Genomic DNA, 13,566 nt, shown 5'->3' with positions numbered 1-13,566 from the left:
CCGGTCGGACGGAACCTGGAGCCCCGATGGCCCTGTCCGAGAGCGAACTCTCCTCGGCCGTCACGGACCTCACGGCCGAGGTGGCGGCGCTGCGCGCCGACCGCGCGCGGCGCAGCCTGACGGACCTCGCGGCCGGGGTCCTCATGGCCCAGCGGGGCATGTCTCCGGCCGAGGCCCACGACCACCTGCTCGAGCTGGCCGGGTCGACCGGGCTGAGTGCCGTCGACCTCGCCGCCGACATCGTCAACGCTGCGGCCGGCCCGGATCGGGACCACACCGACCCCGGCACCCTCGGTCCCGCCTCGCTGCCGCCCGCCGAGGCCCGGCGGATCCGCCGGGGAACCACTCGGGTCCTGGTGTCCGAAACGGCCGGGGACGCGGCCGAGAGCCTGCTGGCAGGCGGCTTGAGGCGGCTCGGCGCCGAAGCCGTCTACCTGTGGCGGCGCACCGAGACGGACTGCCTGGAACTGGCCGGGCAGGCCGGGGCGACCCCGCTGGAGGCCGGCCACTGGCAGTGGATCCCACCCGAGGCCGACGGCCCGCTGCACCGCGTCCTGAGCGTGGGCGTGCCCGCCTGGTTCCCCGACGGCCCGGGAGCGGAGGGGCGGCTGCCGGGTCGGCGTCCCGACTCCGGCCGTGGGCTGGTCCCGCTCGGCCGCTCCGGACGGCTCACGGGGCTCGCGCTGGTGGTGTGGCCCGGGCCGGTGCCCCTCGACGACGGCGTACGGGCCGCCGTCACCTCCCTGTGCCGGGCGGCCGAGCCCGTGCTGGACCGGACGGAAGACGGGCCTGCCCTGCCCCCGAGGCTCGCTTCCGTGCTCGCCGAACTCGTCCTGCCGGCGATGCTGGTCAGCGTGGTGGTTCCGCCCGCGGACAGAGCGCCGGGCGGGTTCGCCCCCGTGCACGTCGTCGACTACGCCAACCCGCCCGCCCTGCGGGTCCTGGGCCCGCTGCAGGATCCTTCCGGGCGGACCACTGCCCAGGTCCTCCCCGCCGTGTACGAGGAACTGGCCGGGCTGATCGCACGGGCCGACGCCACCGGGGCGCCGCAGTACGCACCCGCACTGCCGGCGGACGCCGGCCGTGCCCCGCCGGCGCCCGCCGCGGCCGTACTGGCCGAGGTACGGGTGCTTCCTCTGGGGCGTGGGCACAGCGCAGTGCTGTGGCGGACCGACGACCTGCGCGGCCCGCCGGTGATCCGGGCCCTGACGCGCCTGGACCGGCTGGCCGTCTTCGAGGACGACCTGGTGCGGGGCGGTACCCGCTGGGGCGAGCAGGCGTACGCGGTGTTCGGCCTGAACCCCGCCGACCCGCCCGTGCCGCTGCGGGGGTTGGTGCGCCGCCTGCACCCGGAGGACACCGTACGGTTCGACGGGCTGCTGGCCGGGCTCACCGACCGCCACGAGGGCGGCCGGATCCTGGTCCGGGTGTTCCGGGGCGACGGCGGGGTGCGCCGGGTCAGGATCGCCGCCGAGCCGGTGCTCACCGGCAGTACCCTCACCGGCATCACCGGCGTCTACCAGGACGTGTCGGCAGAGCACCACGCCGAACTCGCGCTCACCGCCACCTTCGACCAGCTCACCGCCGCGCACACCGAGGCCGAACTGCGCAACCGCCTGGTGCTGGGGCTCCAGCAGGCCATCGTCCCGCAGGCCCCGGCCCTGGAGACCCCGCCCGGGCTGCGGGTGGCCGCCCGCTACCGGCCCGCGGCCGCGGAGTACCGGGTGGGCGGCGACTGGTACGACGTGCAGTCGCTGCCCGACGGGCGGGTGCTGGTCACGGTCGGTGACATCGCGGGGCACGGCATCGGGTCGGCCACCGCCATGATCGCCCTGCGCGGGGCGCTGCACGGCCTGGCCTTCACCGGCGGCACCCCGGGCCGGCTGCTGACCTGGCTCAACGAGGTCGCCCTGCACGCGCCGGGGCAGCCCACGGCGACGGTCGTGTGCGCCCTGTTCGACCCCGGCGACCGGTCGCTGTGCTGGGCCGGCGCCGGCCACCCTCCGCTGCTCCTGCTCCGCGGGAGGCGGGCCCGGTTCCTGGAGGGTCCGCACAACGTCCTGCTCGGCGCGGTCCCGGAGGCCGCGTACGAGGAGTCGGCCACCCGTCTGCGGCCCGGGGACACCCTTCTCCTCTACACGGACGGGTTCGTCGAACGGCGTCACATCGGGCTGGACGAGAGCCTGGAGACGCTGCGCCGGGCGGCCGAGCAGCTGCGGCCCGGCCCGGTGGACGAACGGGCGGACCGGCTGATGGCGGCGGTGCTCGGGGACACCGACGACGACACGAGCCTGGTGGTCGTGCGGGTCTCCTGAGGCGGCTGCCGGGGAGCTGTGGGCAGTTGCCCGGTAGCCGCTCAGGAACGGGTCCCGCCGGGGCCGCCGCCGTCGCTGCCACTGCTGCTGCCGCTGTCGTCGGCGCTGCCGCTGTCGTCGGCACTGCCGCTGCCGTTCAGTGCCGCGGCCACGTCGGGGTGTACGGGGAGGACCTGGTCGGCGCCGGTGATGCGGAACAGCCGGGCCGCCTGATCGGGTACTTCGGCCAGTTCCACGCTGCCCCCTCCCGCACGGGCGGCGAGGCGGGCACGCAGGAGGACGTTCAGGCCCGTCGAGTCGCAGAACCGCAGCCCGGCACAGTCCACCACCAGCCGGGACGGCCCGGGGCCTGCCAGCGCGGCCTCCAGGGCCGACCGCAAGGGGGCGGCGGTGTCGTAGTCGAGCTCCCCCGAGAGCGTCACGACGACCGCACCCGGAACGGGACGCACCTCCACCGCGAACCGTTCGGCGCCGGATCCCTCCGGTTCCCCGCCGGGTACCCCGGCCTCCGATGCCCATCGCGATGTCATGCCGACCTCCGTACGCACGCGCGCCACGGCTGCGCACCGTGCGCCTACCCGGTCACCCCCCGCCCATGCACCGCCGGAACGTCCGCCCCGCACCGCCCCGTCCGCGCGTCACAACTGCCGGACCGGTGACGTGGGAGCATGGCGCCATGGATCACCTTCGGCAGATGGTCAGTTCCGGCTCACCGCTCGAACCCGAGATCGGCTTTTCCCGGGCGGTCCGCAAGGGGAAGCACGTCGCCGTGGCCGGCACGGCTCCGATCGGGGACGACGGCACGACCGTGGGGAGGGGAGATGTCCACGCCCAGACCGTGCGGTGCCTGGACATCGCGGAAGCCGCGCTGAAGGAGGCCGGGGCCTCGCTGGAGGACGTCGTGCGGACGCGCGTCATGCTCACGGACGTGACGCGCTGGAAGGAAGCCGCGCGGGCGCACGGGGAGCGATTCGCTTCGGTGCGTCCGGTGTGCACCTTCGTCGAGGTGTCACGCTTCATCGATCCCGACTGGCTGGTCGAGGTGGAGATCGACGCCATCCTCGACTGACGGCCGACGTACCGACCGCCGACGTGTTGACCGCTGAACGTGTTGACCGCCGAAGTGTTGACCGCCGAAGTGGCGTTCTGCGACAAGGCGTTGCCCACGAGCCATCGCGTTACACGTGTACCGTTATCGTCGGCGTATCGAAAACCGCATACGCCACCGCAACGGCCCTCCGTCTCCCATGAGGGGCATGAACCACGACGCATCCCCCTCCGTACCACCCCGCCGCACGCGCGGGGTCGTGCCCCTCACCCTGGCGGTCCTCGGCCTGGCCGGTGCCCTGTTCATCGTGCGGCGGCCGCTCCTGATGTCCGCTCCGATGTGCCTGGCCGGACGGTGGCAGGGCTGCTTCGGCACGTTCAACGGCGTGGTGCTCGTCACGCTGGTCGCGGTGCCGTTGGCCTTGCTCGTGGTGTGGGCTCTGGCGCGCCGTCGGCGTGCCGCGGGCGTCACCTGGGCGTGGCGGATGTCGCTGGCGGAGGTGGGCATGGTCCACGGGACGGTGCCGTTCGTCTGGATGATCATGACGCCCGGTGCCGGGGCCGGGATCGTCCCCGGCCGGGTGAGCCTGGTACCGCTGCAGGACCTGGCCACGATGGGGCCGATCGGGATCGGCGGCAACCTACTGGCCTTCGCTGCGCTGGGGTTCTTCGCCCCGATGCGGTTCGCGGCGCTGGCGTCCGTACCGCGGATCCTGGCGCTCGGGGCGGGCTGCTCGGTCCTCGTCGAGACCGCGCAGTACGTCCTGAGCCTGGACCGGGTGTCCTCCGTGGACGACGTACTGGTCAACGCCACCGGCGCCGCCCTGGCCGCGCTGGCGTCGCGCCGCTGGTGGCGCAGCCCGGTGGAAGCGCCGTCGGACCGGCCCCGCCCCGCGCCGCCGACCCTGGCCGCCTGAGCCGGTCTCCTCGCATACGTCGGCGATACGCCGTGCTGCCTAGGCTTCGGACATGCGCGTACTGATCGTGGAGGACGAGCCCTACCTGGCCGAGGCCGTCCGTGATGGACTCCGGCTGGAGGCGATCGCCGCCGACATCGCCGGCGACGGCGACTCCGCCCTGGAGCTGCTCGGCGTCAACTCCTACGACCTCGCGGTCCTCGACCGCGACGTCCCCGGACCCTCCGGCGACGAGGTCGCCCGGCGCATCGTCGACTCCGGCAGCGGTATCCCGATCCTCATGCTCACCGCCGCCGACCGGATCGACGACAAGGCGTCCGGGTTCGGGCTCGGCGCCGACGACTACCTCACCAAGCCGTTCGAGCTGCGGGAGCTCGTCCTGCGCCTGCGGGCGCTCGACCGCAGGCGCGCGTACGCCCGGCCGCCGGTCCGCGAGATCGCGGGCCTGCGCCTCGACCCGTTCCGCCGCGAGGTCTTCCGCGACGGACGGTACGTTGCGCTCACCCGCAAGCAGTTCGCCGTGCTCGACGTCCTCATCTCGGCCGAAGGCGGTGTCGTCAGCACCGAAGAGCTGCTGGAGCGGGCCTGGGACGAGAACGCCGACCCCTTCACCAATGCCGTCCGCATCACCGTCTCCGCACTGCGCAAACGGCTCGGCGAACCATGGCTCATCGCCACGGTGCCGGGTGTCGGCTACCGCATCGGCACCACCCCCGACGCCATCCGCCCGGACAGCCCGGATGCCTAGACGCGCAGGGCTCAGCGCCCGACTGAAACTCACCCTCAGCTACGCCGGGTTCCTCGCCCTCGCCGGCGCCCTGCTGCTGGCCGTGGTGTGGGGGTTCCTGCTGCGCTACGTACCCGACAACCCCCAGGGCCTCCTCGGTATCTCGCCCAACCGCTACCTCCTGGTGCACACCTTCGCCCCCGCCGCGGCTGCGGCGATGGGCTTCCTGCTCGTGTTCGGCCTCGTCGGGGGATGGCTCCTGGCCGGCCGGATGCTCGCACCGCTCACCCGGATCACGGCCGCGGCCCGGACCGCCGGGAGCGGATCGCTGTCCCACCGGATCCGGATGGAAGGCCGCCGGGACGAGTTCCGTGAACTCGCCGACGCGTTCGACACCATGCTCGGACAGCTCGAGTCGCACGTCGCCGAGCAGCAGAGGTTCGCCGCGAACGCCTCCCACGAACTGCGCACGCCGCTGGCCATCTCGAAGACGCTGCTCGACGTCGCCCGCAGGGACCCCACACGGGACCGGGACGAACTCCTCGCGCGCCTGCACACCGTCAACACGCGTGCGATCGGCCTCACCGAGGCCCTTCTGCTGCTCAGCCGCAGCGACCGCGGGAACGTCGGCCGCGAGAGCTGCGACCTCTCCCTCGTCGCCGAAGAGGCCGCCGAAACCCTCCTCCCCCTCGCCGAACAGCGCGGGATCACGCTGGAGGTCACCGGCGCGGCAACCCGGACCGGCGGCTCCGCGGAGCTCCTGCTGCGGATGGTGACGAACCTCGTCCAGAACGCCGTGGTCCACAACCTTCCGGCCGGCGGCACGGTGACGGTCCACACCGAAGCGCGGCAGGATGCGAGCGTGCTGCGGGTCGAGAACACGGGCCCTCCCGTGCCACCGGAACTGGTCCCGACCCTCACCGAGCCCTTCCGGCGCGGCACGGACCGCGTCCGCGCCGACGAGCACGCCGGCGTCGGCCTGGGCCTCGCCATCGTGCACAGCATCGTCCGCGCCCACGGCGGGACCCTGGAGCTCGTCCCCCGCCCCGCCGGCGGTCTCCTCGTCACGGCCCGGCTTCCGGGCGCTCCGTAGGCATCCCCGAGCGGGGCCCTCCGCCGGTCGGCTCCGCCCCGTACGGGAGCGGCGGCCTTCAGCCGGCGAGGGCGGCGACGTAGGAGGCCAGCCCTTCGGAGGTGGTACCCGCCCAGGCGATGTGACCGTCGGGGCGGATCAGGAAGACGCCGTCGCCGTACGCCTCGTAGGAGGGGATGCGGACCGTGCGGACGGCCGGAAGGGCGGGAAGTTCCGGGAGTCCGGGGAGGGTCCGGGGTGCGTCCGGAGCGGGGGCCGGGACGGGAGCGGAAACCGGGACGGGAGCGGGGGCGGGGTCGGGGCCCACGGTCAGCAGGGTCCAGTGCGTTCCGCGGAACTCGTCGAAGAGGCGGATGCCGGCGCGCGTGCCGTCCGGGGCGCGGTCACCCGCCCGCAGGGCCTCCTCGGCAAGGCCGGTGCGGGTCTCCACCGCGAGGGCGGAGCCCCGGTAGCCGATGCCGAGCTGCCGGGTGGCCTCGCCCCGGCGGGCCTGCCCCCGGTGGATGCGGGTGGACAGGCCGAGCATCTCGGCGGCGACCGGCAGGCGTTCCTCCTCGTAGGAGTCGAGCAGGGACGCGCGCGCTTCCCCGCGCAGTACGGCGGCCAGCTTCCAGCCCAGGTTGTACGCGTCCTGGATGCTGGTGTTGAGGCCCTGTCCGCCCGCGGGCGAGTGCACGTGCGCACTGTCGCCGGCGAGGAAGACGCGGCCCTCCCGGAACCGATCGGCCATGGCGGCCCGCGGCCGGAAGTCGGAGGCCCAGCGCACTTCGGTCACGTCCTCGGGGGCGAGGTGCGAGCGTGCGGCCACCACCTTGCGGATCCCGTCGAGGGAGAGGTCCGCGGCCGTACCCTCCGGGAACTGGGCGACCACCTGGAAGTCGGCGGTACCGGCGAGCGGGCAGATCGCGAGGAAGCCCTCGCCGTCCGCCGGCGGGAAGACGTGCCAGTGGTCGCGGTCGAGGCCGGTGATGCGGACGTCCGCGACCAGCATCGGGTTCGGGTCGACCGTCTCGCCGGTCATGCCGATGCCCAGGGCGCGCCGCACGGCGGACCGGCCGCCGTCCGCGGCCACGGCGTAGCGGGCGCGGACGGGTGCGCCGGAGGCGAACGTGGCTGTCACGCCGTCCGCGTCCTGCTCGATGCCGGTCAGCTCCCGGCCGAAGGCGATGCGGCCGCCGAGCCCGGCGAGCCGCGCGGCGAGGATCTCCTGCGTCCGCCACTGGGGCACCATCCAGGGCTCGGCGTACGGCGCGCCCTCGCTCGGCTCGGCCTCGTCGAACATGCGGTGCTCGCCGGCGCGGGTGCCGTCCTGCCAGATCATCCCGACCGGGTAGGGGGCGCCGGCCGCGCGGACGGCGTCGTGGACGCCGAGGTCGTCGAGCACCTCCAGGGTGCGGGGCTGCAGGCCCTTGCCGCGCGACCCGGGGAAGAGCGAGCCGGCCCGTTCCACGACGAGGGCGTCCACTCCGTGCCGGGCCAGGTCGACGGCCAGCGCGAGCCCGGTGGGGCCCGCGCCGACGATCAGCACGCCGGTGTGCGGGGCGGATCCGGATGCGTACGTCTCCACGACAAACTCCTTAACGCCGTTAAGTTGCAGGGCCCGCCCAGCTTGCGCTTAACGGTGTTAAGCTGTCAAGCGTGGTCACCAGGAGAACCCCGAAACTGGACAAGAAGCAGGCCGTCGACACCGCACTGCGGCTGCTCGACGAGGTCGGACTCGACGGACTGACCCTCCGCGCGATCGCGAAGGAGCTGGGCGTCCAGGCGCCGGCCCTCTACTGGCACTTCAAGAACAAGCAGGAACTCCTGGACGAGATGGCCACGGAGATGTACCGGCGGATGACCACCGGACAGCGGATCGCCGACGACGCCACCTGGCAGGAACGCCTCACGACCGCCAACACCGGCCTGCGGGCCGCCCTGCTCGGCTACCGCGACGGCGCGAAGGTCTACAGCGGCTCCCGCTTCACCGGCACCGAGCACGCGGTCCAGCTGGAGGAGAACCTACGCGCCCTCACCGCCGCCGGCTTCACCCTTCCCCAGGCCGTACGCGCCCTCACCACCGCCTACTTCTTCACCCTGGGGTTCGTCGCCGAGGAACAGGGCGTCGAACCCCTCCCGGGCGACCGCCGCGAGGGCTACGACGTGGACGAACGCGCCGCGCGCATGGCGGACTTCCCCCTCGCGGCCGCCGCCGGCGCCGACCTCTTCCAGGACTACGAGCAGGGCTTCGAGGAAAGCCTCCACCTGCTCATCGCAGGCATCGAGGCCCGCTACGGCATCCGCTGACCCCCCGCCCGGGCGGCACCGGGTCCCGTCGACCACCCCTCCGGAGGCACCAGTGGCAGACTCGTCCGACGCCGAACCGCGAGGCACCGCCGCGCTCCTGGTGGACTCGCACGGCCGGTACCTCCTGCACCTGCGGGACGCGAACAAAAGGATCTGCGACCCGGGAACGTGGAGCATCCCCGGCGGGGACCGCGAAGGCGAGGAGACCCGGGCTCGGCATCGAGCCGGCCGATGTGGAACTGGCGCACGTCGTGCACGTCGTGGACCGGCCCGGCGGGCAGCCCCGCATGCAGTTGGTGTTCCGTGCCCGCCGGTGGTCGGGCACTCCGGAGGTGCGGGAGCCCGACCGCTGCGTGTCCTGGGGCTGGTGGCCGGCCGCCGCCCTCCCGGACCCGGTCGTCCCCTACGCCCGGGCCGCCATCGAAGGTATCCGGGCCGGCCGCCTCTACACCGAGTTCGGCTGGACCTGATCACCGCGAAGGCAGGTCCTGGAGGGCTCGAGGGTCAGTGGGGCGCCGGGCGGAGGACGAGGGTGACGAAGCCGAACGCGTCGCGGTAGGTGCGCAGCCATGCGTCGCGGTGGGCCGTGGCCGCCGCGAGTGCCTGGGCGCTGTCCGGGTGGGTGGGGTGGTCCAGGGCCCAGGCGGCCAGGGAACCCGTCCATGCCCATTCGTAGGCGTCGAGTTCGCGGCGGGAGCTGATGTGGCCCTGGACCGGGACCCAGCCGTTCGCGGTGACCCGGTCGAGCGTGGTCGGCAGGTCGGCGAGGTCGCCGAGGAGTTCGGCGGCACCGGGGGACGGTTCGCCCTCCCAGAACCCGTCGCCCACGAGGACCCGGCCGCCCGGGGCGAGGTGACCCCGGGCAGCTTCGAGGGTGGGCAGCAGGCCGCCGAAGGCGTGCGTGGAGCCCACGCAGAGGACCAGGTCGAAGGGGTGGGTGGAGGTGAAGTGCGCGGCGTCCTCGGGGTGGAGGACCAGGCGGTCCGCCACCCCGAGCCGGGCCGCGGCCCGGTGGGCGTGCGCCAGGCCGCTCTCGGCGATGTCGACGCCCTCGGCCCGTAGATGCGGATGAGCGGTCAGGGCGCGCAGCAGCCACTCTCCCCCGCCGCAGCCGAGGTCGAGCACACGGCGGGCGTCGGCCCGCAGAGCGCCGGCCAGCAGGTGGCGCACCGAGTCGTCGTCGAGCGGGGCCGCGATCGGGTGGTGGGCATGGGCGAGCCTGGAGATCTGTTCACGGTTCACCGCCGGAGCGTGCCATCCGGTACCTCGTGCCCGCACGCCATTTCCGCGCACCCGTACCGGTATCGGCGGCAGCGCCGTCACCAGAGCCTGTCGGTCTCCCCCGGGTGGAGTGCGATGCGGGTGTGGTGGAACAGCGGCTCGGCGCGGCGGGCCCTGGGGGAGAAGAAGCAGGCCATGGTGACCTTGTCGAAGCCCGGCAGGTCGCTGGGGAAGGGCGTCTGCGGTGTGCCGCCGATCAGTACCGTGCCCGGGAGCGGGTGCCAGCCCGCGCTCTCGTAGAAGGGCCGGAGCGGGCGGTCGCAGGTGAACAGGCCCAGGTCCAGGCCGCGTTCGCGCATCGTCTCCCGGGCCGCCGCGACCAGGCGGCGGCCGTGGCCCCGGTTCCGGGCCTCGCGTCCCGTCACCACCGTGCTCAGGCCGCCGGCGGCGTAGCGCTCGCCCGCGTGGACGATCTCCTTGAAGAGGATGTCCAGTGCCGCCAGGACCGTTCCCCCGTCCAGGAGGAGCATCGACAGGGGGTGCAGGTCCGGGTCGTGCGAGGGCCCGTGGGATCGGGCGGAGCCCGGCGGGGGCGGCCAGGCCTGGTCCTGGAGGGCCGTGACCTGCACGCGCAGTGCGGCCGGAACGGCCTCTTCGGGGTGGGAGACGATCTGCACGCGCGCTGCCCGCCTACCGCGCGTACCGGAAGGTCGTCACCACCGCCGCGTGGTCGGAGGGCCAGTCGTTGGCGGCGACGTCCGGCCACGGGCTGATCCGGCCGTGTACCAGGGCGGTGGAGTCGATCACCGTCAGGCGCGGGCCGGCGTGGAGGACGAAGTCGATGCGGTCCTGGGGCTCGGGGCGGCCGCTGCCGTCCTCGTGCCGCGGGTGGACGGGCGACCAGGTGGTTCCGGGGTCGGTCAGCGGATCGGGGTGGGCCTCGCGGTAGGAGTCGCGCAGGCCGGCGCGTTCGACGGCGCGGGAGACGGGCCAGGACACCGGGCCGTGCCCCCCGTGCAGTCCGGCGGCGGCGGTGTGCGCCGTCCAGTCCAGGTGCGAGGGGGTGTTGAAGTCGCCGGTGAGGACGACCGGGGTCCGGTCGGCGTCGCCCAGCTCCGGTGCCATGGCCGCGAGGATCTCCTCGATCTCGCGGACCCGGCCGGACTCCACCTCGCGGGCGATCAGTTCGGGTTCGGCGAGGCCGTCGAAGCAGGCGTCGTAGGGGCCGTACGGGGTGTAGTTGAGGTGCGCCGTCCAGAGGACCAGCTCGTGCGGGGTGCCGTCGGGGTGCTCGTCGAGGCGGATGCGGGCGCCGGCCGCGCCGTAGAAGCCGACCTCGGGGTCGCCGAGGACGGCTGTGACCGGGTACCGGCTCAGGATCGCGAGGTTCTCTCCGGCGGAGTGGTGGAACCAGCCGAGGGCGGCGGCCAGTTCGGGCCCGGCGTGCACCGCCGTCTCCTGGAGGCCGACCACGTCGGCGTTCGCGCCGGCCAGCACCGCCAGCTGCTTGTCGCGGTGGTCGTCGACGAACCCGCCGCCGACCCACAGGTTCCAGCTCATCACCCGGATCCGGTCGAGCGGGGGCGCGTCCTGGCGCACCACCGGGATGCGGACGGTGAGGTGGGCGGTGGCACCGTGCGCGTCCACCGCGGTGACCGTGGCGGTGGCGGCCTCGGGGCCCGCGGCCGGACGGTCCGCCGGAGCCTTCGCGGGTGCCGGTACGCCGCTCAGGGTGCCGTCGGCGTGGACCGTGAGCCACTCGGGGCGGTCGGCGCCCGCGGCGAAGGTCACCGGGAGGGCGGCACCGCGCACCAGGCCCGCGACGGTGGCCGTGAACGGCCGGCCGGCCCGCGCGCGGTGGGTGGTGAGCTCCGGTACGAGGAAGCGGGGCGCGGGCGCGCCGGCGACCAGGGCGCGCAGCCCCTCCGGGGTGGCCTGTTCGAGGGAGTCCAGTACGGTGCGGCCGGGGGCCGACGCGATCGGGGTGACGGAGGGCACGGCCAGGACCTGGCAGCCGGCCGCCTCGGCCGAGGCCACGCCCGTGGGGGTGTCCTCGACGGCCACGCAGGCCGCGGGCGGAACGCGCAGGGCCCGGCAGGCCGCGAGGTAGGGGTCGGGGCTGGGCTTGGTGAGTGCGGTGTCGTCGGCGGTGACGGTGACCGTGAACCCGCCGTGGCCCGCCTCCGCGAGGGCGGCCACCACGGTGTCCGCGACCTCCCGCGGGGAGGCCGTGACGAGGGCCGTGGGGACGCCCTCGTCGTGCAGGGCGCCGAGGAGGGCCAGCGCACCCGGCCGGGGCACGACCCGGGCGCGGACCCGCTCGGCGAAGGCGCGGTGGAGCGCCGCGGCGATCGCGGCGGCGGAGCCTCCGGTACGCGCGGCCAGCACGCCGGCGGTGTGTTCCACGGGACGGCCCAGTACGTCCGCCCGGTCGGTTTCGGCCAGGGCGTACCCCAGCCCCGCCGCTTCTTCCTCGACGGTGTCCCACCAGAGCTGCTCGGTGTCGACGAGCGTGCCGTCCATGTCGAAGAGGACGGCCTGGAGCGCCGGCCCGGCGGGGGTCTGGAGGGGCGTCACGAAGATCTCTTTCAGGAGCGGGGTGTTGATCGACAGTACTGCGGGGCGGTGGGCCGGAGCAGGGCGGGGTCGCCAACCACCGCTCCGGGCACGGGTATCGGGCATGGGGGTATCGGGTTCCGGAGCCGGGCGCGGAAGGCGGGAACCGAGAACCGGCGCGGAGCGCGCACGGGTCCCGCGCGGCGTCGGCCCGGGGCCGGAGGCGGGTGGGCGGAAGGCGGGTGCCGGGTGCAGCCGCCGCTGGGCCGGGCTCAGGCGGTCCGGGGGGCCACCAGGACCGGCCGGTCCGGCAGCGAGAGGCGGACCGCGGTGCCCGCGGTCAGCGGGGAGGCGTCGTGGGCGGGCAGGTCGGCCTTGACCAGGGTCCCGTCGGCGAGGGCCACGGTGAGCCGGACGGTGGCGCCCAGGAAGGAGCTGCCCAGGATCCGGTCGGGCCCGGCCTCGTCCGCGGCGACCCGGAAGGACTCCGGGCGTACGAGGACGTCGACCTCGGCGCCGTCCGCCACGGCGGGCGGGGTGCCGTCGACGGGGAGGCGGCGGCCCAGGGCCTCCACGGTCGCGCCGTCCTGGCCCAGCCGGCCCGGGAGGCGGCTCATGGTGCCCACGAACTCGGCGACGAAGGCCGTCGCCGGTCGCGCGTACAGCTCCGCCGGCGCGGCGATCTGCTCCAGCCGTCCGGCGCGCATGACCGCGACCCGGTCGGCCATGGACAGCGCCTCTTCCTGGTCGTGGGTGATGAACAGGGTGGTGATGCCCAGCTCCTGCTGGAGGCGGCGGATCTCCTCGCGCAGGGTCAGCCGCACCTTGGCGTCGAGGGCGGACAGCGGCTCGTCCAGGAGCAGGACGCGGGGGCGCAGGGCGAGGGCGCGGGCCAGGGCCACGCGCTGCTGTTGGCCGCCGGACAGCTGGTGGGGGTAGCGGTCGCCCTTGTCGGCGAGGCCGACCAGGTCCAGCAGTTCGGCGGCCCGGGCGCGCCGCTCGGCGGCGCGGACCCCCCGCATGCGCAGGCCGAAGGCCACGTTGTCGAGGGCGGTCAGGTGCGGGAAGAGGCTGTACGACTGGAAGACCATGCCCGCGTCGCGGCGGTGCGCCGGCACCTTGGTGATGTCCTCGCCGTCGACGAGGATCTCGCCGGCGTCCGGGGTCTCGAAGCCCGCCAGCATGCGCAGGGCGGTGGTCTTGCCGCAGCCGGAGGGGCCGAGCAGCGCCAGCAGTTCACCGGGACGCACCGTCAGGTCGAGCCCGTCGAGGGCGGTGGTGGCACCGAAGGACCGGCGCAGGCCGCGCAGTTCCACGGTGGCCGCGCCGGCCGTGGCGGCCGCGGCGGACCCGTCGGCCGGGACGGCGGCCGTGGCCTGCGAGGGGGCGGTGAGGCTCATG

Annotated in this window: 13 protein-coding genes; 7 read left to right on the top strand and 6 right to left on the bottom strand. The window is 74.5% G+C overall.

Annotation, left to right across the window (positions count from 1 at the left end; genetic code table 11):
* Positions 1–26: 26 nt before the first annotated feature.
* Complete coding sequence (locus AC067U_RS16150) at positions 27–2,315, top strand: SpoIIE family protein phosphatase (protein ID WP_478830312.1); 2,289 nt, start codon at positions 27–29, stop codon at positions 2,313–2,315.
* Positions 2,316–2,356: 41 nt separating this feature from the next.
* Here the strand turns inward: AC067U_RS16150 and AC067U_RS16145 are convergent, their stop codons facing one another.
* A complete protein-coding gene (locus tag AC067U_RS16145; protein WP_478830311.1) occupies positions 2,357–2,845 on the bottom strand; it encodes an STAS domain-containing protein in 489 nt (162 codons plus the stop codon).
* A gap of 146 nt (positions 2,846–2,991) precedes the next feature.
* Between AC067U_RS16145 and AC067U_RS16140 the strand changes: the two genes are divergently transcribed.
* The 4 genes from AC067U_RS16140 to AC067U_RS16125 all read left to right on the top strand — a co-directional run bounded on the left by AC067U_RS16140 (position 2,992) and on the right by AC067U_RS16125 (position 6,099).
* A complete protein-coding gene (locus AC067U_RS16140) occupies positions 2,992–3,384 on the top strand; it encodes a RidA family protein (RefSeq protein ID WP_478830310.1) in 393 nt (130 codons plus the stop codon).
* Between the two features lie 187 nt (positions 3,385–3,571).
* Entirely contained in the window at positions 3,572–4,279 is a 708-nt protein-coding gene (locus AC067U_RS16135; RefSeq protein WP_478830309.1) for a VanZ family protein, read from the top strand.
* A gap of 52 nt (positions 4,280–4,331) precedes the next feature.
* Positions 4,332–5,027 carry a response regulator transcription factor gene (locus AC067U_RS16130; RefSeq protein WP_478830308.1) on the top strand — a complete coding sequence of 232 codons (696 nt, stop codon included), beginning with the start codon at positions 4,332–4,334 and terminating at the stop codon, positions 5,025–5,027.
* Positions 5,020–6,099: a sensor histidine kinase gene (locus tag AC067U_RS16125; protein WP_478830307.1), complete on the top strand. Its 1,080-nt coding sequence runs from the start codon at positions 5,020–5,022 to the stop codon at positions 6,097–6,099. Before AC067U_RS16130 ends, AC067U_RS16125 begins: the two co-directional genes overlap by 8 nt.
* A 58-nt stretch (positions 6,100–6,157) precedes the next feature.
* Here the strand turns inward: AC067U_RS16125 and AC067U_RS16120 are convergent, their stop codons facing one another.
* Complete coding sequence (locus AC067U_RS16120) at positions 6,158–7,666, bottom strand: FAD-dependent oxidoreductase (RefSeq protein WP_478830306.1); 1,509 nt, start codon at positions 7,664–7,666, stop codon at positions 6,158–6,160.
* Between the two features lie 71 nt (positions 7,667–7,737).
* Here AC067U_RS16120 and AC067U_RS16115 point away from each other — a divergent pair, with 71 nt between their 5' ends.
* Together AC067U_RS16115 and AC067U_RS16110 are read left to right on the top strand one after the other, a co-directional pair.
* A complete protein-coding gene (locus AC067U_RS16115; protein ID WP_478830305.1) occupies positions 7,738–8,388 on the top strand; it encodes a TetR/AcrR family transcriptional regulator C-terminal domain-containing protein in 651 nt (216 codons plus the stop codon).
* Between the two features lie 233 nt (positions 8,389–8,621).
* The gene (locus AC067U_RS16110; RefSeq protein ID WP_478830304.1) at positions 8,622–8,858 is read left to right on the top strand and encodes an NUDIX hydrolase; all 237 of its coding nucleotides are present in this window, start codon (positions 8,622–8,624) and stop codon (positions 8,856–8,858) included.
* Positions 8,859–8,892: 34 nt separating this feature from the next.
* On the opposite strand, the gene AC067U_RS16105 is transcribed toward AC067U_RS16110, so the two are convergent.
* The 4 genes from AC067U_RS16105 to AC067U_RS16090 all read right to left on the bottom strand — a co-directional run bounded on the left by AC067U_RS16105 (position 8,893) and on the right by AC067U_RS16090 (position 13,565).
* A complete protein-coding gene (locus AC067U_RS16105; RefSeq protein WP_478830303.1) occupies positions 8,893–9,630 on the bottom strand; it encodes an SAM-dependent methyltransferase in 738 nt (245 codons plus the stop codon).
* A gap of 77 nt (positions 9,631–9,707) precedes the next feature.
* Positions 9,708–10,286, bottom strand: coding sequence for a GNAT family N-acetyltransferase (locus AC067U_RS16100; RefSeq protein ID WP_478830302.1), 579 nt, complete (start codon positions 10,284–10,286; stop codon positions 9,708–9,710).
* Positions 10,287–10,299: 13 nt separating this feature from the next.
* Positions 10,300–12,186: an HAD-IA family hydrolase gene (locus AC067U_RS16095; RefSeq protein ID WP_478830301.1), complete on the bottom strand. Its 1,887-nt coding sequence runs from the start codon at positions 12,184–12,186 to the stop codon at positions 10,300–10,302.
* Between the two features lie 251 nt (positions 12,187–12,437).
* Positions 12,438–13,565, bottom strand: a complete 1,128-nt coding sequence (locus AC067U_RS16090; protein ID WP_478830300.1) for an ABC transporter ATP-binding protein — start codon at positions 13,563–13,565, stop codon at positions 12,438–12,440.
* Position 13,566 lies beyond the last annotated feature (1 nt).

Source organism: Streptomyces sp. NPDC043853 (genome assembly GCF_056436025.1).
Note: the sequence above shows the minus strand (reverse complement) of the source record. Positions and strands in the feature narration are given on the sequence as shown.